At 50.4% G+C, this 24,042-nt stretch carries 20 protein-coding genes and 3 pseudogenes; 12 read left to right on the forward strand and 11 right to left on the reverse strand.

The features are described 5' to 3' along the window. Nucleotides 1–78 precede the first annotated feature (78 nt). On the forward strand, nt 79–468 hold the full coding sequence (locus tag KHX94_RS12880) for a YybH family protein (RefSeq protein ID WP_213680960.1): 390 nt from the start codon (nt 79–81) through the stop codon (nt 466–468). 101 nt (nt 469–569) lie between these two features. Here the strand turns inward: KHX94_RS12880 and KHX94_RS12885 are convergent, their stop codons facing one another. Beyond that, nucleotides 570–1,451: a hypothetical protein gene (locus KHX94_RS12885; RefSeq protein ID WP_213680961.1), complete on the reverse strand. Its 882-nt coding sequence runs from the start codon at nt 1,449–1,451 to the stop codon at nt 570–572. A gap of 548 nt (nt 1,452–1,999) precedes the next feature. On the opposite strand from KHX94_RS12885, the gene KHX94_RS12890 reads away from it, so the two are divergent. Beyond that, nucleotides 2,000–2,650 (forward strand): class I SAM-dependent methyltransferase, encoded by a 651-nt coding sequence (locus KHX94_RS12890; protein WP_244859140.1) that lies wholly within the window; start codon nt 2,000–2,002, stop codon nt 2,648–2,650. Here the strand turns inward: KHX94_RS12890 and KHX94_RS12895 are convergent, their stop codons facing one another. Beyond that, entirely contained in the window at nt 2,651–2,983 is a 333-nt protein-coding gene (locus KHX94_RS12895; RefSeq protein WP_244859141.1) for a ribbon-helix-helix domain-containing protein, read from the reverse strand. A gap of 12 nt (nt 2,984–2,995) precedes the next feature. Then, nucleotides 2,996–3,556, reverse strand: a complete 561-nt coding sequence (locus tag KHX94_RS12900; protein ID WP_213680963.1) for a DJ-1/PfpI family protein — start codon at nt 3,554–3,556, stop codon at nt 2,996–2,998. 339 nt (nt 3,557–3,895) lie between these two features. Here KHX94_RS12900 and KHX94_RS12905 point away from each other — a divergent pair, with 339 nt between their 5' ends. From KHX94_RS12905 to KHX94_RS12935, 8 genes are all read left to right on the forward strand, one after another. Next, nucleotides 3,896–5,527, forward strand: coding sequence for a gamma-glutamyltransferase family protein (locus tag KHX94_RS12905; protein ID WP_244859142.1), 1,632 nt, complete (start codon nt 3,896–3,898; stop codon nt 5,525–5,527). A gap of 116 nt (nt 5,528–5,643) precedes the next feature. Continuing rightward, nucleotides 5,644–5,868, forward strand: a complete 225-nt coding sequence (locus KHX94_RS20555; protein WP_244859475.1) for a hypothetical protein — start codon at nt 5,644–5,646, stop codon at nt 5,866–5,868. A gap of 26 nt (nt 5,869–5,894) precedes the next feature. Then, on the forward strand, nt 5,895–6,911 hold the full coding sequence (oxlT, locus tag KHX94_RS12910) for an oxalate/formate MFS antiporter (RefSeq protein WP_244859451.1): 1,017 nt from the start codon (nt 5,895–5,897) through the stop codon (nt 6,909–6,911). A 28-nt stretch (nt 6,912–6,939) separates the two neighbouring features. Continuing rightward, on the forward strand, nt 6,940–7,647 hold the full coding sequence (locus KHX94_RS12915) for a GntR family transcriptional regulator (protein WP_213680965.1): 708 nt from the start codon (nt 6,940–6,942) through the stop codon (nt 7,645–7,647). Between the two features lie 134 nt (nt 7,648–7,781). After that, nucleotides 7,782–8,711, forward strand: a complete 930-nt coding sequence (locus KHX94_RS12920; protein WP_213680966.1) for a DnaJ C-terminal domain-containing protein — start codon at nt 7,782–7,784, stop codon at nt 8,709–8,711. Beyond that, the gene (locus KHX94_RS12925; protein WP_213680967.1) at nt 8,708–9,031 is read left to right on the forward strand and encodes a chaperone modulator CbpM; all 324 of its coding nucleotides are present in this window, start codon (nt 8,708–8,710) and stop codon (nt 9,029–9,031) included. The genes KHX94_RS12920 and KHX94_RS12925 overlap by 4 nt, the downstream gene beginning before the upstream one ends. After that, a complete protein-coding gene (locus KHX94_RS12930; RefSeq protein ID WP_213680968.1) occupies nt 9,024–9,932 on the forward strand; it encodes a zinc metalloprotease HtpX in 909 nt (302 codons plus the stop codon). The genes KHX94_RS12925 and KHX94_RS12930 overlap by 8 nt, the downstream gene beginning before the upstream one ends. Nucleotides 9,933–10,092: 160 nt before the next feature. Next, the gene (locus KHX94_RS12935) at nt 10,093–11,082 is read left to right on the forward strand and encodes a DUF4382 domain-containing protein (protein ID WP_213680969.1); all 990 of its coding nucleotides are present in this window, start codon (nt 10,093–10,095) and stop codon (nt 11,080–11,082) included. A 57-nt stretch (nt 11,083–11,139) separates the two neighbouring features. Here the strand turns inward: KHX94_RS12935 and KHX94_RS12940 are convergent, their stop codons facing one another. Next, on the reverse strand, nt 11,140–12,201 hold the full coding sequence (locus KHX94_RS12940) for a hypothetical protein (protein ID WP_213680970.1): 1,062 nt from the start codon (nt 12,199–12,201) through the stop codon (nt 11,140–11,142). Nucleotides 12,202–12,298: 97 nt separating this feature from the next. Then, entirely contained in the window at nt 12,299–12,868 is a 570-nt protein-coding gene (locus KHX94_RS12945) for a LemA family protein (RefSeq protein ID WP_213680971.1), read from the reverse strand. Between the two features lie 162 nt (nt 12,869–13,030). Between KHX94_RS12945 and KHX94_RS12950 the strand changes: the two genes are divergently transcribed. After that, a complete protein-coding gene (locus KHX94_RS12950) occupies nt 13,031–13,543 on the forward strand; it encodes a hypothetical protein (protein WP_213680972.1) in 513 nt (170 codons plus the stop codon). Between the two features lie 89 nt (nt 13,544–13,632). After that, nucleotides 13,633–14,282: pseudogene (lepB, locus tag KHX94_RS12955) on the forward strand (signal peptidase I). 196 nt (nt 14,283–14,478) lie between these two features. On the opposite strand, the gene KHX94_RS12960 reads toward lepB, so the two are convergent. The 6 genes and pseudogenes from KHX94_RS12960 to KHX94_RS12990 all read right to left on the reverse strand — a co-directional run bounded on the left by KHX94_RS12960 (nt 14,479) and on the right by KHX94_RS12990 (nt 23,890). Continuing rightward, nucleotides 14,479–16,677: a TonB-dependent siderophore receptor gene (locus KHX94_RS12960; protein WP_244859143.1), complete on the reverse strand. Its 2,199-nt coding sequence runs from the start codon at nt 16,675–16,677 to the stop codon at nt 14,479–14,481. A gap of 442 nt (nt 16,678–17,119) precedes the next feature. Further along, nucleotides 17,120–19,353 (reverse strand): annotated as a pseudogene (locus KHX94_RS21495) (TonB-dependent siderophore receptor). After that, nucleotides 19,268–20,511: pseudogene (locus KHX94_RS20570) on the reverse strand (ATP-binding cassette domain-containing protein). Before KHX94_RS20570 ends, KHX94_RS21495 begins: the two co-directional pseudogenes overlap by 86 nt. 165 nt (nt 20,512–20,676) lie before the next feature. After that, nucleotides 20,677–21,474 carry an ABC transporter permease gene (locus tag KHX94_RS12980; RefSeq protein WP_213680975.1) on the reverse strand — a complete coding sequence of 266 codons (798 nt, stop codon included), beginning with the start codon at nt 21,472–21,474 and terminating at the stop codon, nt 20,677–20,679. Beyond that, a complete protein-coding gene (locus KHX94_RS12985) occupies nt 21,468–22,406 on the reverse strand; it encodes an ABC transporter permease (protein ID WP_213680976.1) in 939 nt (312 codons plus the stop codon). The genes KHX94_RS12980 and KHX94_RS12985 overlap by 7 nt, the downstream gene beginning before the upstream one ends. After that, nucleotides 22,403–23,890, reverse strand: a complete 1,488-nt coding sequence (locus tag KHX94_RS12990) for an ABC transporter substrate-binding protein (protein ID WP_213680977.1) — start codon at nt 23,888–23,890, stop codon at nt 22,403–22,405. The genes KHX94_RS12985 and KHX94_RS12990 overlap by 4 nt, the downstream gene beginning before the upstream one ends. Nucleotides 23,891–24,042 lie beyond the last annotated feature (152 nt).

Consider the following 24,042-nt stretch of genomic DNA (forward strand, 5'->3'; position numbering starts at 1 on the left):
TGGTTGATGATGACAAGGCGTCGATATGAAATCTTGGTTAACAGGCTGCCTGCTTTTTGGGCAACGGTAAGTCCAGCAATGGCGGCGACAGTTACACCGGAAGCGACCATTATCGCCCATGAACAAGCGGCGCTGGCTTTATGGGAAAGTGGCGATCCATCTGGATTCCTGCAACTAGCGGCTGACGATGTGGTGTACTTCGACCCCTTCTTGTCGCAGCGGCTGGATGGTAAAGCGGCGCTGACCGCTTACTATGAAACGCTACGCGGCAAAATTCATGCAGATCATTATCAGATGCTCAATCCCAAAGTGCAGTTGCTTGGCACTGCCGCCGTGCTGACGTTTAACTTCATCTCAACCAATGCCAAAGGTAGCCATTATTGGAACTGTACTGAGGTTTATCAACAAACAGCCAGTGGCTGGCAGATCATTCAGACACACTGGTCGTTTGCCAAAGCACCGCAGTAACCGACAGTGGCTCGGGGCGGTACCTATCATCGATGCCGATGACGGTTTATGTATCGCCTCTTCACTGGTTTGGGCTGGCAATGGCCGCTTGCTAAGTTCGTTTACTTTAAAGGTGAGAAATACTTGGCTCGTATTTTGGGAAACATTACATCGGCGAGGAACTTTAAGCGCTGATTATTAATCTGTGTTCTTTTATAGATGGGAATCTTAATTGGATCGAAATTATCTAATAAAGATAATTCATTAGTGATATCATAATCTTTTAAAAATACCTCAGCCATATGCGCACGGATCAACTCATTCCACTGCGATTTATTCCCCCAGTAATGTAAAATAGACTTATCTGCAAATTGATAATCTAATTTTCCCTGGGCAACAACAGAAATGGCTAACTGTTCTACTACACCCTTTATTTTCAATTCAGGGCACATCTGATCACATACATTGATAGCATGTTGTAGTATCTCTTTAGCTTTTGATGCAGGTAATCCTATCACTCCTGAATTGAACATATAAGTATTATGATTAATTTCAATACCCGAAAATTCCTTATATTTAAGAGGGGCCCAAAGGGAATTGTCACGGTTCTTTACCAGTTTCCCCTCATTGCAGTGAAAAACGGCTACCCCTTGCTGAAGCAGTGTAATCAAAGGATCAGGTGCGGCGTAATGAAAGGTATCTGTATCAACAAAAAGAATATCATTTTCAGGATATCTCTCAGTTAACAGCGTTAACGCTTTTAGTTTGATACGAAAGTGATAATCATATTGCCCTTTCCAGTCAGATATATTTTGTGCAGTTATCATATGAATAATACAATATTTTGAAAGCCTGGAGAAATGTTCTGGGCTGTCTGTCAAAATATGAATATCAAATTTATTTGTATCATATTTTAGCAAAGATAATATTGAAAAATATAATTGCTGACATATTTCAAGCTTTCTACCATATGCAACATAGCAAATAATAACTTTACTATTCACAATTATCTCCATATAAAATAGCAATCATGTGTCATTGCTAATCATTTATTTCAAGAAAATACCAACTATTTAAGGCCTATTCCATCTATATATCTGAAATATTGTACTGACCTACAAGCTAATATTCTAGCCAGAAAGTACTGGTGCAAGCTATCCTCAGCAACAAACTGTGCGAATGTTGACCTTCTGTTGTTTTCCCTTTGCCAAACAATAGTCTGGTATCCATTTATTACAATACTTGCGTGATTGTCACAATTTTTCGCGGCGCTAGCTTACGCAACGAAAAAGTGCTTATCAAGAATAAGTTATGTGAATTTACCCGTTGTGAGCATGTCTCACGTAGCCAGTTTTTTCTTTTCAATTGTTGTAAGTTGTTAATTGCCAATAGCAGGTAACATCAAGCCACATGTAACAGTACAGAGAAAAGTCATGTCAAAGTCGGTTGTCTATCGTGTTGTCTTTGCAAAATTTGTGATAACTCAACGTATAACGGCTGTTTTTTTCCGATGATTAACAGCAGAAAGGTGCACAAATATCTGAGGTGGCAGTTGGACACTATTCTAAATGCGCAGCGACAGCATTGGGACAACAGCTTTTGTAATAACGGCGATATGTTCGGTGCTGCTGCCAGCGCGCCTGCACAATGGGCGGCGGTACGCTTGCAACAAGAAGGCAAATCGCAGTTATTGGAACTGGGCGCAGGTCAAGGGCGCGACACCTTATTTTTTGCGGCTAATGGCTTCGTTGTCAATGTGTTGGATTACTCTTCGAGTGGGTTAGCGGCTATCCAAGCCAAAGCGGAGCACAGTGGGTTGGCATCGCGGATTAACCTGACATGTCATGATGTGCGCCAGCCATTGCCGTTAGCCGATAATAGTGTCGATGCATGTTTTTCGCATATGTTGTTTTGTATGGCGCTGACGACGGCGGAGCTGCAACAGTTATCCCGCGAAGTACTGCGGGTGCTGCGTCCTGGCGGTTTGCACATTTATACCGTGCGCCACACCGGCGATGCGGATTATGGAAAAGGCATCCATCGCGGTGATGATATGTATGAAAACAATGGTTTTATTGTGCACTTTTTCAGCCGCGATAAAGTCGCGCTGCTGGCGCAGGGATACCAGGCTGCGGCAGTAGAGGAGTTTACCGAAGGACGTTTGCCGCGGCGTTTGTTTCGGGTGACGCAGCGTAAAGCCTGATCATAGCGTTAACCGTTTGCCACCATTGAGATAAGTGGTGCAAGCAACACGCAACAGTGAGGTGAAATTCCCTATGTCGCCGCGTTTTAGCAGCACTTCACGGTGGATGCGGGTGAGAAATTCCGCCACCGAAATGCTGGCATCTTTGGCAATATCTTCAATCACTTTCCAAAAGACCGCTTCGAGGCGAATGCTGGTGACCACGCCATCAATCCGCACCGAGCGGGATTGCAGTTCAAACAGTTCGGCTTCTGTGCCGGAATAGATTTCACACATATTGCGCCCCCACGCTGGTTGGTAGTCCCAGCCTAATCCGGGGGCGGCAAATGTCATTACCTCTTTAGTCTAAGCCAGCAGTTTGTTGAACTGCGCTAGCCAGGCGGGATGTGCGGGCCAAGCTGGCGCGGTTACAAATAAACCGTCAGTAACGGCCTGGTCGACTTCGATATCGGCATATTCGGCGCCAGCCAATGCTACTTCTGGTGCGCAAGCGGGATAGGCGGAGATTTTCTTGTCTTTTATCACCTTGGCCGCAGCCAGTAACTGTGCCCCGTGGCAGATGGCGGCAATCGGTTTCTGCTGCTGAGCAAATGCCTGTACCAGCGCGATGACTTGGGCATTGAGCCGCAGATATTCTGGGGCCCGGCCACCGGGTAGTAATAGTGCATCAAAATCATCGGCGTTGCTGCCAGCAAAATCAGCATTCAGGGTAAACAGATGCCCCGGTTTTTCGGTGTAGGTCTGGTCGCCTTCGAAATCGTGGATGGCCGTTTTTATTTTGTCTCCGGCTGATTTGTCGGGGCACACCACACTCACCTGGTGTCCCACCATGCTAAGCGCCTGAAATGGCACCATAAGTTCATAGTCTTCTACAAAGTCACCGGCAATAATCAATACCTTAGCCATGTTGTTTTCTCCTTGCGGTTGCAGTTGCATCAACTTACCAAGTTCTTTGGCTTCCGTGGTAGTAAGAGGTTACTACAGGCAATTCATGGTAGCGAAAAAACCTGTTAATCAGGTTAGACACCTTATCTCTCAAGCGTGTTGTTTGCCTGCAATACGACACCACCACCACCGGCTTTACTCTGCACCACAATAGCCCATTTTTGCACCAAAAATAGACAGCAATTGATTAAAACGTATTGGAGTCAGATGCCGGTTTCTTACAAAAAATATTGTAAATACAAAGTCATATTCTAGTTTTTTATATGTGGCATATGTTTTGTCTACAAACATGTATACAAGATGATGACTGTTGAGGTTTCTGTGCAATCAAAGGTTTTAACCATTCCGAATTACGGTGCCGCAGTCGCACCACACCAAGATGCCGCTGCCAGTGCTCTGCGCGTATTACAAGATGGCGGTAATGCGGTCGAAGCTATGGTGGCCGCCGCCGCGACCATCGCGGTGGTCTACCCGCATATGAACAGTATTGGCGGCGATGGTTTTTGGTTGATTGCCGCCCCCGGACAAGCACCTGTTGCGATAGAAGCTTGTGGTGTTGCGGCGGCATTAGCTGACATTCAATTCTATCAGCAACAGGGTTTGAAACAGGTGCCAGTGCGTGGCCCTTTGGCCGCTAATACCGTGGCAGGCACGGTTTCTGGATGGCAATTAGCACTGGATTACTCTCAGCAGTCGCTATCTGGGCATGGCAATTTATCGCTCGCGCGGTTACTGGACGATGCCATTCGTTTTGCCCAGCAGGGCTCCACAGTGACAACAGGGTTAGCCCGTTGCTTGCTGGCCAAACAACAGGAACTTGGTCAGTTCTCGGCATTTTCTCAGCTATATATGCCGCAACAACAACCGTTGCCATCGGGGGCGCTGTTCCAGCAGCCTGCGTTAGCGCGCTCTCTCACTTTATTGGCACAAAATGGTCTGGATGATTTTTATCGAGGCGAGCTGGCGGCGTTAATTGCTACTGAATTAGCACAGGCCGGCAGTCCGTTAAGATTGGCCGACTTGCAGCAGTTTCATGCCCGCCAGGTGGTGCCGTTAGCTCTTGAACTGCCGAGTGGCACAGTTTACAACCTACCGCCGCCATCTCAGGGGTTGGTATCGCTGTTGATCCTAGGGCTGTTGTCGCAACCGCATCTGAGTGGTTGTCGCGATGATGAAACTGCTTTTATTCATCAAGTGGTTGAGGCAACCAAACAAGCATTTGACGTGCGTGATCGTTGTATTACTGATCCCGATTATATGTCGGTAGCGCCGCAATCCTTGTTGAGTCATAGCGCATTAGCCGAGTTAGCCTCTCGTATTTCAATGACATCTGCCAGACCGTGGAATAAAGGTAAAGGCCCGGCAGATACTATCTGGATGGGCGTGGTTGACCGCCATGGGGTTGCCGTCAGCTTCATTCAAAGTATTTATCATGAATTTGGCAGTGGTTTGATACTGCCGCAAAGCGGTATTACCTGGCAAAACCGTGGCAGCAGTTTCTCGTTAGATCCTGCGGCATTAAATCCGCTCATGCCGGGGCGTAGACCCTTCCATACGCTTAACCCCGCACTGGCACGACTCAACGATGGTAGCGTGATGCCTTACGGCAGTATGGGCGGCGATGGTCAGCCACAAACTCAGGCTATTGTTTTTGAACGCATTATTAATCGCGGCATGTCTCCTCAAGACGCTATTGCAGCCCCAAGATGGTTATTGGGACGGACTTGGGGACAAACCAGCGACACCCTGAAGCTGGAAAACCGCGTTGCAGCCTCCACGCTAGAACATCTTCGTGCTCTGGGGCACGACCTCGAAATTTACCCTCCCTATGACGACATGATGGGCCACGCCGGTGCGATCAGACGTTTCTCATCGGGAGCCGTCGAGGCGGGTTATGACCCACGCAGTGACGGTGGTGTGGCACTCGCATGATGTGAACCCGGCCTTGTTGGCCATTAATGCGGCTGCGAGTTAGCCGCAACAACTAACCAGATTCCTTCCCCGTGCGTAACACGGCAATTGGAACTGCGATTGAAGAGGAGTTAAGCATGACAACAATGAATCTGTCGGTAAGCACTTCAGTGCGTACCAAGTGGATCCAGCTGTTTCTGGGCTTGGTCTGTATGGCAGCTATCTCCAGCCCACAATATGTCTGGACCCTGCTGACCAAACCCATGGCGGCCAAGTTAGGTGTCGCCTTGCCCGAATTGCAGGTGACGTTTTCTCTGCTGATTATTTTACAAACATTTTTTCACCCTTTCAGGGACGATTAATTGATTACTTTGGCCCAAGATTACTGATCTCCATCGGCACACTATTGTCCGGTATGAGCTGGATCCTCACCTCTCAGGTGGATTCTCTCAGCATGTTGTATCTGGTCTACGGCTGTGTAGGTGGGCTCGGTACCGGGATTGTTTACGTGGGGGTTGTCGGGCTGATGGTACGCTGGTTCCCTCATAGCCGGGGATTTGCCGCAGGTATGGTGGCGGCGGGTTACGGTATGGGTGCCATTGTTACGACTTTTCCTATCTCTATCAGTCTTAAAGAAAATGGCTTGGAACAAACCTTGTGGATGTTTGGTATTTTGTTTGCTGTGGTGGGGTTCATTGCCAGCCAGGGCTTGAAGATGCCCAGTGAAAACAGCAATGATGTTGCTGCCGATAACAGCTCCCGCATCTTACAGGGGAAACGGCATTATCGGCCGACAGAAATGCTGAAACATCCGTTATTCTGGCTGATGTTTCTGATGATGGCGGTGATGTCGACTTCAGGGCTTATGGTGGTATCGCAGATGGCGACTTTCGCGGCTGATTTTGGTATCACTCAAGTGACTGTATTGGGCATGGCGGCATTGCCATTAGCAATGACAATTGACCGGTTTACCAATGGCTTGACTCGGCCACTGTTTGGTTTTGTCTCTGATAGATTTGGCCGTGAAAACACCATGTTTATTGCGTTTGCCCTCGAAGGTTGTGCCATGACCTTATGGTTGGTATGTAAAGACAATGCATTACTGTTCGTGTTACTGTCTGGCGTGGTATTTTTCGGCTGGGGCGAAATCTTTTCACTGTTCCCGTCAACCTTGACCGATACCTTTGGTACCCGTTATGCCACCGCCAATTACGGCTGGTTATATACCGCGCAGGGTGTGGGTTCTTTCTTGGGCGGGCCGTTAGCCGCCATGGTATATCAGCACACTGGCGGATGGAACTTGGTGTTCTCCATGGCGATTGGCGCAGATTTCCTGACCGCGGCGCTGGCGCTGTGGGTACTGAAACCCTGGCGCAAACGTTTTATAGAAGCTAATCAGCATTAAGATGGTGAGATAAGGGAAGATCGACTCTATGATCACTTTGACCGATAGCGCTCCGCGCAGCTTATCTCAGGCTGAGCGGGCGTACCGTGAATTACGTGAAGCCGTATTTGCTTTTCGCTTACTGCCTGGCGATCGTTTTACTGAAAGCGATGTTGCCAGACAGCTCGGTTGTTCCCGCACACCGGTGCGGGAAGCGCTAACTCGGTTACAAAATGAGAACCTGGTGAAATGCTATTTTCGCAGTGGCTGGGAAGTTGTCCCCATTGACTTTACCGTGTTCACCAATCTGTACGAAACCCGTTCCTTGATAGAAGTACATGCCGTAGAACAGCTATGTTTGGGGGCGGATGCCCGGGTTGATCGTGGTGTCATCGATCGACTGGGGTTGTTATGGCGCTTACCTAAAGCGGAGCAAGTGACGGATATTAGCCAAGCTGCTGCGTTAGATGAAGATTTTCATCTGGAGTTAGTGCGCGCTGCTGGTAACGATGAGTTAGTGGCGATTTTAAGCAATATTACCGCACGCATCCGTATTATGCGGCGGTTAGACTTTGAGTTTGATCGTCGTATCTACCAGACCTATGACGAACATGTGGCCTTGCTCGATCTCATCGCCGCAGGACGTACGGTGGCAGCAAAAGCCTATATCAGTGAACATATTGAAGATGGTCATAGGGAAGTGAGCCGTATTACGGTGCAGCGTTTGCAACAGGCGCGCGTTAAGTCGCTAGGTTGAGCCAAATCCCGCGAATATTTTCATTACAGTCCTTGAAAACGCTCAAATAATGCCCAGATTTATAGAGTGACAGCCAGTCTTCGCAATCATTGAAGTTGACTGTGTTTATTCACTTAAAACAGGCTTGGAGCATTATGGCGTTCAAAGATTATTATCAGATCCTGGGCGTCGCCCGTGACGCCACAGATAAAGACATCAAGCGGGCGTACCATCGTCTTGCCCGTAAATTTCACCCAGATGTCAGCAAGGAAACCGATGCAGAGTCGCGCTTCAAAGAGGTAAAAGAAGCTTACGATGTGTTGCACGATGTCCAGAAACGTGCGGCCTATGATCAATATGGTGCCGATTGGCAGAACGCGCAGCAGGCGGAATCGCAAGGCTTTCATCACTACCAATATCAGGGCAATAGCGCCGGTGAGCAGCCGTTCGACTTTGATGATGTTTTCCAATCAATGTTTGGTGGCCGTGCACACACTCAAGGTGGCCGTCAGCGTTCTCGGGCTCATTTTGATTTTCCTGGCGAGGATCTGCGGGCGCGGATCCAGATCGATCTGGAAGACAGTTATCGTGGCACAACCCGTAGCATCACTCTCGGCAGTGACAGCGGTGGGCAGGCCCGCACCTTGAACGTGCGTATTCCTCGCGGTGTGCTGCCGGGGCAACATATCCGTCTGGCAGGCCAGGGCAATCCTGGCATGGGGAGCGGTGCCAACGGTGACCTGTTGCTGGAAGTCTCTTTCCGACCCCATCCCTTGTATCGAGTCGAAGGTCGCGATGTGTACCTGACCTTGCCGGTAGCACCTTGGGAAGCTGCGTTGGGGGCAACGGTTACTGTGCCATTACCGGAAGGCAGTATCGACCTAAAAATCCCGGCTAATTCGGCCAATGGTCGGCGCTTGCGCTTAAAAGGCAAAGGGATCCCGGGCAAAGATTCCGGTGACTTTTATGTGGAACTGAGTGTGGTATTGCCAGCAGCCAACAGCGCTGCTGCTAAACAGGCTTATCACACTTTCCAGGAAACACTGGACTTTGATCCTCGGGCCAATTGGGGAGGCAGAGCATGAGTAAGGAATTACTGACACTATATGCGGCAGAAGTGCTAGATGAGCATTGTAAATTAACCTTGGCGCAACTTTGCCGCGCCAGCCATCTGGCCCCAGAACAGATTTTCGAGCTGGTGGAATACGGCGTTGTTGAACCTCGTGGCAAGCGACCAACGCACTGGCGTTTCAGTGGCGTAGCATTGACCCGCATCCATCGGGCACGCCGTCTTGAACAGGATTTAGGCTTAAATACTGCTGGGGCGGCGTTGGCGCTGGATCTGCTAGATGAGTTACAACAGCTGCGAGCGCGGATCCGGCGGCTGGAGGGCCAAGATGATTGACCAAGTGCGCTGGCAGCAACATTCGTGGCGCAATCGCTGGCATTCGGCACTCTTGTTGTTGGGAATGGCAGTGTTTATGGCGTTGCTGGGCTGGCTATTTGCGGGCAGTGGTGGCTTGTTGCTATTACTGCTTGGCGGCCTGTTGCTGTGGGGGCTTCGCCGTTCGATCTCACCTTTGACCGTAATGCGGCTGTACCGGGCGAGCCCGTTAATGCCCGCCCAGTTTCCGGCATTGTGGCAGTTGTTGCAGCAGTTGTCTCAACGTGCCGGATTAACGCAGTTGCCGCAACTGTTTCTGCTCCCCGGGCCGCTACTGAATGCGTTTAGCATCGGTAGCCAGCAACGGCCATTAATTGCCATAACGGAAGGCGCATTGCAGCAGCTTGAGTGGCATGAATTAGCCGGAGTTTTGGCGCATGAGATCAGCCATATTCGCAGCAATGATCTGCAAGTGATGGCGCTGGCGGATATGTTTAGCCGTGGGACTTCATTACTGTCAACCATGGGACAGCTATTACTGCTGCTCAACTTGCCCCTGATTATGCTGGGTTTTGCCAGCATTAACTGGTGGGCAATCTTGTTACTGTTGTTGGCTCCGGCACTCAGTGTGCTGGCGCAACTGGCCTTGTCCCGAACCCGTGAGTACGATGCGGATTTGAATGCGGTGCAGTTGACCGGCGATGCCGATGGCCTTGCCAACGCGCTTGCAAAAATTGAGCGGCAACAGCAGAGCTGGCTGCGGCGCTTACTTGTGCCTGGGCAGGTGACATCACTGCCAGCTGCATTGCGCACCCATCCGCAGACTCGCGAACGGATCTTACGTTTACAGGCACTCAAACAGCAGCCTTGGTTTCAGCAGCATGAAGTGCTATCACCTTTGTGGCACCGACCACGTGATTAACTGTTATCTAAATTGCGGCGGTTAGTGGCGACTCAGTCAATCGTATTTTTCTAATTAAATATGTAACAAACTTGATACAAATCAGGTAAGCGACATATTTATCGTGCAAGACTCTAGCTTCACATCTGTGTTACGCGAAACTGCCTGTGGAGGACACAACATGAGTTATAGGCATTGGCTAACCATGTCAGCATGTGCATTGCTGACAGCTTGTGGCGGCGGTAGCAGCAATGAGCCTGCTCCAGCGCCACAACCCACGGAAACCGGTACGTTATCATTAGCGGTCTCTGATGCGCCAATGAGCGGCGTAACCGCCGTTGGGTTACATCTGCACGAATTGGTGATGACTGACGGCAATGGCGTGGAACACCGTTATTCATTGGGTGATATGACCATGAATTTGCTGGATTATCCAGGCAAACTCAGTCACACAGTCGTTGATAATATGGATGTGCCTGTCGGCAGCTACCATAACGTTTACATGACCGTGGTTCAGGGCGATGGCAATAACGGCTGTTATGTGGAAGATGGACAGGGCCGTCATGCCTTACAGGTACAAGACGGCCAATTACCACTGATGGATTTTAGTGTGGCTGCCGGTCAGCACTACGGTTACACCATGGAAGTGGATCTGTATCTGGGGCTGCAACATGACAACCAGTACGACTACAACCTGAACCACGATGGTATGTGGGCGGTAAACAATATGTCCATGGGGCACCTGTTAGGCGAGATGGATCCGCAATGGGTGGCGCAATGTGAGGCTGACAATGCGGCATTGGCGCCAGTGGGCAGTGTATTTACCCATCTGGCATATCTTTACCCGGCCACTGTAACTAGCATGAGTCAGATGGCTGATGTGTCTGCAACCCCGGCGGCTGGCAGTACTGCGCCGATAGCGGTGGCACCGCTACGGCAGGATGACCAGGGCAACTGGTACTTTGGCATGGGCTTTTTACCCGCTGGAACCTACCGAGTCGGTTATAGCTGTTTAGGCCATCTGGATGATCCACAAGTGGATGATACGACGAACGGCTCCTTTAGCATGTATGCCGATGCTGGTAGTGTCACCATAGACGCCGGAACAACTGGCGGCACCGAAACCGTCCATCGTTGCGGTATGGGGAATGGCGGGCATCACGGCGGATAACCATAGCGGTAACGATGAAAGCACAGCTTTAGCTGTGCTTTTTTGTGCGATGTACCGTCAGAAGTTATTGTCGTTATACACCAGTAATTGATGGATTGTGTGCAGTGCCGCATCCAGTTTTACCAGACGGGTCTGCTGTTGCAGTAAGCTGAGAAATGCCTGCGCGTCTTCAAGCCCCAGCGGGCAGGGGACATTGGCAAAATCGCTGTCGGCCACTGTTAGACATAACTCGGCTTGTGAGTTGAACTCCAGATTGAGCTTGCGCAGTTTTTGCCCCAACTGCTGAAGTTGTTCGACCACGGCGGGTTTGAAAAATTTGGCAGCTGTCATTTCTGATCCGGCCAACACTTTGAATTGTTTGCGAAAGTCCAGTGATGCTGGTTCCCATTTTATGCCGCGTTGGCCACTATTGCTGTAACCGAGGATGTTGAGATCGCGGGTAAAACCAAAGGACATTATGACGCCATATCGGTGGTAATGCGTGTAGGTGGTACGGGTGTGGCTGCGGCCTTTGCTATCCGTTGTGGTAGTGGTGTGTTTATCCACGTAATGAAAATCGAACAGCTGATAGTCAAACTGATGCTGTTCGCCCTGGTAATGCCCTTGGCATAACCAGTCAATGCTGCGCTTATGGTTGCCGCGATTGAACTCACAAAAACGCCGCTCAAATTCACGGGCTTTGGTTTCTGGCTGACAGGATAATTCTTGTAACTGATTATCCAACAATAGATTTTTATGCCAGATGGCATCGACCAGTCCCTTGAGCCGTTGATAGCGGGAGAGCAACAACCAGGTGCCAATAACCGTTAGCAGTACAAATGGCGACCAAGGGCCAAAGGGGAGCTGATATAGTGGACGAATGAGCCACCACAGGCTATTCAACATTTCAGGCGGCAAGGCATTGAGCTGACCACTGTCCAGCAGCCATAGCAGCAGAATGAGCAGCAGTCCGCCAAGCGTCATGCTCCAGGGCCAGCGATTGTTGTAACGGATTGGCCCGTGAAAATTCAACGCGGGTTGCAGCAAGGCATACAGGCCGGTTTCATCATGAACGCCAGCGAGAGATTGCTTCATGTGCCGCAGCAACTGATCGATTTTTTGGTTATTGGATGTGGTCATTACGGCTATCTGTCAGGCATGTGGCCCTATCCTGCTGATGAGATAAACACTGGCCAGCACGGTGCTGGCCATAAGACAGTGGTTCACGGTTATGCCATTAGAAGTTGGGCTTATATTCGAATCCGGCTGATGCTTCGCTGTCATCGAATGTGTCCAGCCGATGCTTGTGCGTAAACATGTTGTTTATCATGCTGTTGGGAAACACCTCAATACCGGTGTTGAATAGTTCAACATTACGGTTGAAGATGCGTACTGCCGCGCCGATGTTTTCTTGCTGCTCGGTGATTTCATGCATCAGTTTGCTGAACAGTTCATTGGCTTTTAACTCCGGGTAGGCCTCAACAGCAATATTCAAGCCCTTAACTACCTCGCTCATATGGCCTTCAGCCTTAGCCAAGCTTTTAGTGTCGATGGTGTCGCTGGAAAGCGCTGCCAAGGCACTGCGCAGTGCGGTGACTTTTTCTAGCAAGCCTTTTTCATATTCACTGTACTGCGCCGCCACTTGCTCCAGCGATGGCAGGATCTTGTTCTTTTGCCGCTCTTGCGCAATGACATCGCTCCAGGCGCGCTGCGTGGCGTTATAACGGCCAATAATACTATTGTGGATCACGATAACTGCCAGCACTGCTGCTGCAAGCAAAATGACTAACACGAGCAGAGAACTCATTTTCTTTCCTTAAAAATGTGGATGTCGTAACTGCTGCCTACTGTAGCAGATTGCACGTCAATTATTGAATCGGTATTAACTAACATATTGAATCTCTTCTATTGAAGCGATAGTTTAAGCAAGAGAAGCTGTTACAGCACAAAATATCAGGGAGTCGATACCATGTTAACTACTGTGCCGTCAAAGACGCTAGGAGCTGAAATCTTACTGGTGCAGTCGCGTTGGCAAAATATCTGTTATCGCGGTGCATGGCTGCTGGAAAAGTTCTGGCTAATGTTATTCGGGGCAGTGACTGTCGTGTGTTGGCATTATCCGCTGTCTTTGTTGCTAGCATGGGTGCTTCCAGCAGCCAGCATGCTGGTGTTGTTTGGCGTCATCACGCTCTGGCTGATGCTGTTTAACCGCGGTGATGGCAAGCTGATAGAGTTTGGCGTGCGTCTGGATAATGCCGGTATCTGTATTATCCACTATGGTGAGTCGCAGTTTATTGCCTGGTCGGAACTGCGAGCGTACCGCATCGAGCAGGGGTTGTTCTGGCCGCGAAAGTTTCAACTTAAACTCGGTGATGGCAGTGTGGTGGAATTTGGTTACTTGTGCTTGTCTAAACGCCAACGCCAGCAGTTGTGTCACGAGTTGTCTTGCCGCTTGGGGCAGCCACTAGACAGTTTATCCTAGGCCAGATTGAACCCAGCCACGAGCCAATGGTCAGACACTTCAACAACCGTTAATGGTACTGCCTGCCAATTGACAGAAGGAACTACACTATGCGCAATTTTGTCGGTAAATTGCTACGCGAGAATCGCTCGTTACTGCTGTTTATTTTGCTGATGTCGGTGTTCCGTAGCGCGGTGGCTGACTGGAATACCGTGCCTACTGGTTCAATGAAACCCACCATTGTTGAGGGTGATAGGATTCTGGTGGACAAAGCGGCTTATGATATCCGTTTACCCTTTACCCATATCTCGCTGGTAAAACTGGCCGACCCGCAGCGTGGCGACATTATTGTGTTTGACTCGGCGGCCGCGGGTAAAAAGCTGGTTAAGCGCGTGGTTGCCATTCCGGGGATGTAGTCGCGATGGATCATAACCGCGTGTACCTTAACGGTAAGGCGCTCAGTTATCAGGCGCTCAATGGTGATAACCACACCACTGATGTGCAAGAAGACTTGGCGGGCATCAAACATCTTATTCGCATTCACAATAATGGCTCGACACTTTCTAGCTTTCCGGCGGTGACTGTGCCAGCTGGCTATTATCTGGCACTCGGTGATAACCGCGATAACAGTGCTGATTCTCGGGTCATCGGTTTTGTGCCGCGACAGGAGATTGTTGGACGTAGCCGCAGTGTGGTGATGTCACTGAACTACGATAACTACTATCTGCCACGACCAGAGCGCTTTTTACATACGCTTTGAGGTATTTATGGTGGCTCTGATAAACAAGAGCAACCTGTCAAATCTGCTACCGCAGTAACACCAATATCTCGACGTGAATGGTGATTAACCTAACTTAATCACCATCACTATCATCACATTGCGGTTCGCTATCTGATGCTTGGACGCACTGGATGGGTTACCCACAGTCAGAAAGCGAGCTGCGCATTATCAACCGTTAAAACTTGTACTTGAGCGACAAGGTCACATTCCTTGGCTCGGCGTAGGCAAGTTGGGTATAGAAGCCTATCTGACTGTAATAGGTTTTATCGAACAGGTTGTCGATATTTAACTGTGCAGATAGATTCGAATTGATGTCATAGCGCGCCATCAGATTTACCAGTGCATAAGCACCTTGCGTCACGCGCTCGTTCATTCCGTTTCCTTCATTCGTGACATCGGTATAGCTTTTACCTTCCCAGTTAACACCGCCGCCGACAGTTAAGCCTTGCCAGTGGTAGGTCGTAAATAAACGGAATAGTTTGTTAGGAAAGCGCGTGTTTACCGCATTGGATTCACCATCGCCATTTTCTGCAGATGCGTCAAACTGGGTATAGTTAGCACTGATTTTCCAGTTGTCGGTGATATCGCCCACCATCTCCAGCTCGAAGCCTTTACTGGTAACACCTTTGGCGGCTCGGTAGGCAATGAGTTGTTCGTTTGTGGGGGTAAAGTCAGTGTCTTCGACAGCGTAATTTTCCTGCTCGGTGCGAAACAGCGTGACAGTAAAATGTAAGGCATCATCAAAAAACTGACTTTTAACGCCGGCCTCGTAGTTAATGCCCGTGAGTGGATCAAGATAACGGCCTTGGGCATCCTTGGCATTTTGCGGTTGAAATATCTCGGTGTAACTGGCGTACAGCGTATAGTTTTCCGTCAAATCGTAGAGCGCGCCAAAATAAGGCACCACCACCCCATTGTTGCCGTAACTGTCATCTGCCAGATGATCAACGCGTTCCCAGTCGGCGATACGACTTCCCGCAATGACCTTGAAATCATCTGTGAGCCACAGCCTGGTTGCTAAATAATATCCGGTTTGCTTGGTCGATTCCGCTTGATAAGGCGCACGATTATCCCAACTCGGTTCCGCGTAATTACCATCCCATTCAAAAAAGTTGCCCACATCGGCCGCGTTGCTGTAAGTGTAATTGTAGTAATCAAAATCCTGCTTACTGTGGGTGCTCCCCAACACCAGCTCGTGCTCGCGCCCCAAGAGTGCATATTGCCCGGTTAAACGGACACCAAAGTCATCCTGTACGCGTTTATTATCATAGCGGGCAGGCATTGCGCCCATCCCCATGCCGGTTTCACGGTCTGGTAAGCCATACAGGTACAGCAGCTTCATATCTGAGCTACTTTGCGTGCGATTGTAATTGAAGCGGGCGGCCCAATGGTCATTGAATTGATGTTTAAGATTTACAAAGTAGGTTTTATGCTTGGTTGCCCATGAGGTCCAGTTGGCCCCCACGGTTTTAGAGCGATCCCAATCGGTACGACTGCCATCACTAAAGAAAATCGGCAGGCCGCCCCATTGTGATGCAGTCGGATCGTTATCTTGATAACTGGCCCCGATGCTCAGCAGCGTTTGCTCGGTTATATCCGCATCCACCACCCCATAAAGCACCGATTTTTTATTTCCGGCGTAATCCACGTAAGAATCGCCGTCTTCATAGACCATAACGGTACGGCCGCGAATGGAGCCGGATTCATTCAGTGCATTACTTAAATCTACTTCCGCGTGATAGGTATTCCAACGGCTGGCACTGACCGAGGCGTAACCATCAAACACTGCGCTATCGGCATGTTTGCGGACAAGGTTGATTGATGCCGACGGCTGCCCAGCACCGGTTAACAAGCCGGTGGCGCCACGCACAATTTCTACTCGCTCATAAAGTGCGGTATCGGTTTGGGTTTCACCTGCACTTGAACCTCCTGACCAGTTCACCGGAATACCATCAATTTGATAGTTATCAATGTCAAAACCGCGTGAGGAAAAGGAGTTGCGGGAACTGTCAAAGGCTCGCGATGAAACACCGGCAGCACTATTAATAACATCGGTGAGTGAACCCAGTCCTAAATCAATAATCTGTTGATCTGTGATAATACTGACGGACTGTGGGGTTTCCTGTAGCGTCAGTCCTAACCCGGTAGCGGTATCCAGTTTATCATTAACAATGTATTTCCCTTCCACCAGAACCACTTCAATATCTTTCTTTTTGTCCTCCCGTTGCTCCTTATCTGGCTCTTGTCCAACCGCCAGATTACTGCTGAGCAATAGCGAAATGGCAAACGAAACAAGAGAAAGCTTATGGGGGCATTTGCATGTAATAGAATGATGACTCATAGCATCTGGTGTTTTAGTACAAGTTTTATCCATCGGAACTTTCCTTTCATTACCTGTTTCGTCTGGGGTCATATCCAAATCAATCAAAGAGCAAAATGTGCATTCAGCTCATTCACTTGAATTATCAAGGAGCAAATCATACACAATATTAAATAAATATTAATGATAATTATTATCATTTGTGATCATTGTCCGGGTTATCGCATCTGAGGTATCAAAAGTGTGTTGGTTAGGTCTTATGGCGGTAGTGATTCATGACTGGCGGACGAGCAAAACAGTCTGGCAAGGATGGGCGCATCAATACGCTATAAAGATCCGCCGTGGCTCTTGCCGTTTGGCGCTGAGTTACGAATCAAGGGATGGCGGTTTTGCCCGATGGTGAAACAACAATGAGCGCTGTCATGTTGGCCGCGGCGTCAATAACCGCCGCCGACTGATGATGCGGCGGCTTTGCTATTGTCTGTGAACGGGGGTTTTAAAAGTTATATTTGATGCTAATGGTGGCCGTTCTTGGCTCGCCAGGTTGTGTCCATAGCGCGGCATACGAACTGACAAAGTAGCGCTTATCCAATAAGTTGTTGATTGACGCATTCACTTGCCAGTTTTGCCCGAGGTGCTGAGTGGCAAAAATACGCACTAAGGTGTATTGCGGCAGTTCGTAAGCGGGTGACACTGAGTCGCCTAGGCGTTGGTCCACATAGGTGGTGTTAATGCCAGCTCTGGCACTGTGGCCAAATAATGCAAAGTCCTGCGTCAGGGTCAGATTCAGTTTATGTTTGGGAATATTCACGAGCGGGCTGCCTTTGGGGATATTCACTCCCCAATCGGCATTGATAATGGCATTGGCGGTGACCGCATCGGTGTAGGCGTAGGCAATCGCTAGTTGTGTGTTGTCGGTGAGCCAGGCATTAAGATCCAGCTCTATGCCCTTGCTGGTGGCTTTGCCTAAGGCGGCGGTGTAACCGGTATTGACGGGATCTGCTGCCAGAATATTAGATTTTTCGGCACGAAACAGCGCCAGTGTGCCGCTGACGTTGTTGTCAAATAGCGCAAATTTAGTACCGATTTCCCAAGACTTACTGTTTTCTGGATCGAACGCAATGCCGTTCACATCCGTTCCTGTATTAGGACGGAAACCTTCGGCATAACTGACATATAAGCTCACGTTAGCATCGGCTTGAATACCAGCCCCGCGCGCGGATTAAGGGTATTTTGCGTCTGATGGGTACTGAGGTCTGTGAGGCTACTGTTAATCCGCTGCTCAAAGTGATCAAAGCGCATACCTAATAGCGCTTTCCAGCGTGCGGACAGGTCAAGTTGATCTTGTAGATAAATACCTGTTGCCCGCTGTTTTTCATGATCATCATTGGTGATTGACAGTGCGGGGGCCGTTTGGCCGTAGCGGGGATGCTCGATGTTTATGCTATAGCGATTGTCTCCAGGTGTCACTCGCCAGCGTTTTAACAGCGAGTCCAATTGGTAGTGATAGCCGTCAACGCCCAATAAGATGTGGTGGGTTACCAGCGCCTGCAAGGCACCGCTGACTTCCAGTTTGGCGGACAGATCCTGGGCATCGTAATCGCGCCAACGCCGTTGTCTGGACAGCGTGGTGCCATCCAGATACAGCAGTTGTCTGGCGCTGGAAAGTTCAGCTTCTGAAGAATAGCCTTCCAGTGACGAATCTCGAAACCCTAGGCCTGCAAGCAGTTGCCAGCTATAGCCTAGCTCATGGGTCAAGGTGAGTTGGTGCCCCGAAGCCTGCACGTGCATCGGCCCATCCGCAGGTTCACCATAGAAACGCTGGATATTGGCCCGCTTGAAGTGGTTGTCTTGGATCACAACGCCACGGTCGAAGGGGATCTTTTGATCCAGCAGTTCCAACTCATAACTGAGTTTACTGCGGTCGTTGATAAGGTAATCCACTGACGGCGAGAAAAACCATTTCTTGGAATGAATCGTGTCGCGAAAACTACCGTTATCTTCATAGGCGCCATTCACCCGGAATGCCAGTTGCTCATTTATAGCATTGGTATAGTCGGCTTCGGCTCGATAGTGGTCATAACTCGCCGCCGAGAGCTGCACATAACCTGCGGGTGAAAACTGCGGTTTTTTGGTGATGATGTTGATAGTGCCACCCGGTTCACTGCGACCATATAAGGCTGAACCTGGGCCTTTTAGCACCTCGATGCTCTGGATATTCACAGTATCTCGTTTGCCACTGTAGCCACGCCCGGCGCTATAGCCGTTGATGAGATAGCCGCCAGGAAGGTTTTCATCCCCGGCAAAACCACGGATGGCAAAACTGTCCCATAATCCGCCTAAGGTATTTTGTCTGGAGATACCACTGGCTAAATCAATGGTGTTCTGAAAATCGCTGAGCCCTTGGTCATTGAGCGTGTCGCTAGTAATGACATTAATGGCTTGTGGCAGCGCGCTGAGCGGCACATCACCGCGAAAAGGCATGCGTTGTGACACCACGCTAATCCTTTCAATCTCGCGGCTTTGGCTAGTGTCCGCAGTTGCGGCATTCTTGTCTTCGGTAGTATTTGCTGCGCTGCATCCGGGCCAGCAACATAGCAATAAAGCGCTACTGAGTGCGGTAAATTGGCCATATAAAGTGTGGTCACGCCAACTGGCGATTAACGTTTTCACGGGCATAATCCTGAAGGTAGATAATGTGGTCGCAGACTTTGCTAAGTTGCATTTCATCGTGACTTATCAGCAGCAGTGCACACTGCTGCTGGCGGGCAGTGTGCACTAACAGCTGAATGATCTGTTTGGCGGTGATGGGATCGAGTCTTGATGTTGGTTCATCGGCAACTAACAATTTGGGTGCCAGTAACAGCGCCCGCAGTAACGCAATCCGTTGTAGTTCTCCGCCACTGACATTGTGGCTGCTACGCCTTAGCAGCGAAGGATCAAGCGCTAGCTGTGATAGTAATTGCGGTATTGGTGCCGAGGTCAGATGGTGCCGCTGCCGCACGTCATCGAGCAGGGTTTGCAGCGATACCGAGGCACTAAAACTGCTGGGCGGATCCTGATAGAGTTTCAGTTTCTGATGCCTTGGCACTTGCGTGTGCCAGATAATGCTGCCAGCACTGGGGGCAGCAACCCCAGCAGCGTATCGCCAAGGGTGCTTTTACCACAGCCACTGTCACCAAATAGCCCGACGATTTCGCCGCGATGCAGTGAAAATGACAGCTCACGAAACAGCGTTTTCCCTTGACGTTGCTGCGCCAACTGCTGAACGGTTAGCAGGGGTTCGCCGCGGTTGTTGGATGTCAGTGGCGGCCAGTGACTTGGCTCGGCGGCAATTAGCGCTTTGGTATAAGGATGCGTCGGCTGTGTCAGCACCGCTGCTGCGGCACCTTGCTCCAACACCTGACCTTGACGCATCACCATAATGCGGCCACCCAGTTGTTGCGCCACCGCCACATCGTGGGTAATGGTCAGTAGTCCGCCTGTGCGGGTTTGTGTTTGCAACAACTGCACTATGCTGTCCCGCTGCCGGGTATCTAAGCCTTTTGTGGGCTCATCGGCGATGACGATACTGGCTCCGGCGGCGGTTGCCGCAGCAAAGGCGAGGCGTTGTGCCATGCCGCCGGATAACTGTGACGGTAACTGCTGCTGGCAGTTGCTCAGTCCCAGTGCTGTCAGTTGGGCTTTGGCGGTTTTCAGCGCCTGAGCTGCCGGGAGCGCTAATACTTCATGATAGACCTCGGCCACCTGTTGCAGACTCGGCATGACCGGATCCAGTGACTGCCAGGGTTCCTGTGGCAACATGGTTAGCTGACGCCCCCAGAAGCTGCGCCGTTGCGTTGCCGTAAGCGGCTGGCCATTGATGGCAATGCTGCCATGACTCGTCAGCTCGGGGGGAGGGTGCCCATAATGGCCTGTGCGAGCAGACTTTTACCGGAACCGGTTTCCCCAGAATCGTCAGTGGTTCGCCTTGATGGAGGCTCAGCGACAATGGATGTAGCAAGGTCGTGGTGCTGGCACAAATCGTTAATTCGTTAATGGTAATGAGTGGCTTCATGCTTTTTGTCCTGCCAGCAGATTAAACCCCAGTACCATCAACAGCAGTACACATAGCGGCTGCAATAACACCCAACTTGCTTCAGAAAAATAGGGGAATAGTTCGACGATCATCAGCCCAAGTTCCGCTGTAGGTGGCTTAAGCCCGGCATAAACAAAGCCGGTGGAAGCCATCATCAGTACCGATGTGGCGGCACCAAATGCCGCCAGTGTTAGCACATTGCTGGCAATGGCCGGCCAGATATGGCGCCGAAACAGATACCAGCGACTAAACCCCAGCATCAAAGAGGACTGCAACTCAGGCCCCTGGAGCAGCGGTTGCACACTGGCTCTGACCACGCGGAAGTATTCCACCCACAGTGTCAGTGAAATGCCTAGATACAGCATGGCAAAGGAGCCTGGCGCAATCCCGGCGATCAGCAACACCAGCACTAGTCCGGGCAACGCCATTACGGTATTGGCAATAAAATTGATCAAAGCATCGAGTCGTCGACCGCCCCAAGCGGCGATAACGCCAGCGGCTACGCCAATCAGCGCCGAAGAGGTGACACACAACAGGCTCAGTCCAAATGACAACCTGACGGCAGCCGCCAACCGCGCCAGCATATCGCGACCAAACTGATCGGAACCCAGCGGCAGTGCGGTGCTGATAGGGGCAAAACTGTGTTGTAAATGCTGCACGTTCGGTTGATGGTGGCCTAACAATGGCACTAGCCAGGCCGACAGCAGTAGCAGTGATAGAATTGCCGCCCCCAGCCATTGGCCATAACTGAGCTTAGGTAAAGGTGTTAGCATGTGCGGTTGCTCCTGGGATCCAACAGATAACAGCAGCCGTCTACTAGCGTATTGATGCTCACGAACAGCACCCCACAGGTGAGTGCTGTTCCCTGCAACATCGGGATATCGCGGGAGAATACGGCGTGTGACAAGGCGTGGCCGATCCCCGGCCAGGCAAACAGGCTTTCGACCATGATCACCCCTTCAATGAGTCCAACGAGTTGGATCCCCATGAAGGCAACCACAGGCAGGGCAATATTGCGGATGCCATGACGTTTAAAGGTCTGCCAGTCACTTAAGCCTTTGATTTTGGCAAACAGGTAGTAATCGCTACGGCTCACCCGCAACGTGCTGTTGCGAATGACGCGATTGGAGAGCGCCGCCAAACTGAGCCCCAGCGTTAATGCCGGTAAGAATAGGTGCGCTAAGGCGTTAAAACCTGCTACTGGAAACCAGGAAAGTTTTAATGCAAACAGCAAGATCAGTAGTAGTCCCAAGCAGAATACCGGCTGCGAGCGCAGCAAGGTTGATAGCAGTAAACCGCCGCGATCGAGCCAGCTGTTGGCCCGAAAACCACAAATCAACCCTAACGGTATGGCAATGACGGCCGACAAAAACATGGCGGCAGCGGCCAGCAGCAAGGTGTAACCCAACTGATGCTGTAACTCGGCCGTGATTGGATTGCCACTCACCAGACTGGTGCCTAGATTGCATTGCAGTAATTCACCGAGCCAATGCAGATATTGCAGCCACACGGGATCATTCAGCCCTAACTCTTGCCGCACGGCATTGGCCGCCGCCGCGCTTACTGCATCATCGCCATAGCGCCCGGCGGCGATGCGGTATGCCATATCGCCTGGCAACATGCGGCTCAGTACAAAGGTGATACTGCCGACACTCCACACCATCATCAACAGTTGCAGCAGGCGTTTTATCAGGATGTTTTTCATGGCTGCAACACCATATCCGTGATGCGGAACGAGCGTTCGTAGGGATCGAAACTGAAACCGTGCACTCGATCAGCCACCGCTGACTGTTGTACGTAATACAGCACCGGGATCATGGGTAAGCTTTGGGCCAGATGGCGACTGAGTTGCTGTACATCTTGCTGATAGGCAGCACCAGTGGCTTGTGTGGTTTGCTTAAGCTGGGCGAAAAATGCTGGGTCTTGCCAGTGCATTGGCCCCCAATCCCCTCCAGCCGGAGAGCTGAAATCAGCCAGCAGTACCGTTAGCGGATCGGGAATATTGGCAAAATTACGCGCCATCAGCGCAGTTTGTAGTGAACCTTCAACGTGGCCTAACGGGATGGCACTGGCATTTTCCATCTGCACATCCAAGGCGACCCCAAGCCGAGCCCACTGGGCTTGGATAGCGGTGGCAATCACAATCAGTTCTGGCCGATTGGCATATGTCACCATACTCAGGGTAAAGCGCTTGCCCTGTTTTTGCAGTATGCCGGTGCTATCGGGCTGCCAACCAGCTTCAGCCATCAGGGCGCGTGCACGGTCGAGATTGAGCCTTGGTGGCGGCAGGGAATTGACGTGCCAAATGCCCATCGCTGGCCCGAATAGTTGGTTAGCTTCTACTCCCGGTTGATGCATGATGCCTTCGGCAATGCCTTGGCGATCAAGCGCCAGACTCAATGCCTGGCGTACTTTGACCGAGTCTAATAGCGGATCGGCCAAGTTGAGTTTGATAAGAATAGTGCGGGGAATGGGCGTGGTGTTGACCTTGACGTTGGCTGTCTGTTGTAACAGCTGCACGCTGGCGGGATCGAGATTGTAAACAATATCAGCACTGCCACCTTGTACCATCAGCGCCCGGCTTTCAGAACGATGTCCAGTAATGTAGTCAACGTAAGGAATATAGGCTTTAGCACCATAATAGCCATCAAAGCGGCTGACGCTGACCATGTGGGGCGGGTCAAACTCTGTCAGTTGGTAAGGCCCAGTGCCAATTAAACTGACAATCCTGTCGTTGCTGCCAAATGATGCTGGAGCCAGAATGGCCGTGGTGTAGTTGGTCAGGATCGCAGCAAATGGGCGATAACTGCTGTGTAGCTGGAACTCGACCGTATGGGCGTCAACAGCCTTAACATTGGCGATGATTTGCTGATCAAAAGGTGCGGGTTTGTTGAGGGCAATCCGCAAGCTTGTTACCACGGCGTTGGCGTCCAGCGGTGAACCATTGTGGAAGCTGACATCGGTTCTCAAGTGAAAACGCCAGACGCTGGCATCCGGATTACTGTCCCAGGCAGTTGCCAACCCTGCTTGTAACTGACCTTGGTTATCGATATCTACCAGCGTTTCAACAATCTGTAAGCGACTGAAGATGTAGCCAGCTTTGGCGAGATCGAGACTGATGGGTTCAAATGGCCCGCTAATCGTTAGGCGATCGGCGGCGGGTGGTTGGGTACAACCATAAGTAACCAAAAGCAGTATGAGAGAAAAATGTACGTTATTAATTTAGCCATGGTCTCTGGTTAAATGGCTTAAAATCTTGGGTGTTATTTTTCTCTAAAAAGTCATACCGCTGCTAGCGGATGGATCACATTATTATTATGAAAGTATTATTTGTTTTAATT

Source organism: Shewanella dokdonensis (genome assembly GCF_018394335.1).
In the GTDB taxonomy this organism is placed as follows: domain Bacteria; phylum Pseudomonadota; class Gammaproteobacteria; order Enterobacterales; family Shewanellaceae; genus Shewanella; species Shewanella dokdonensis.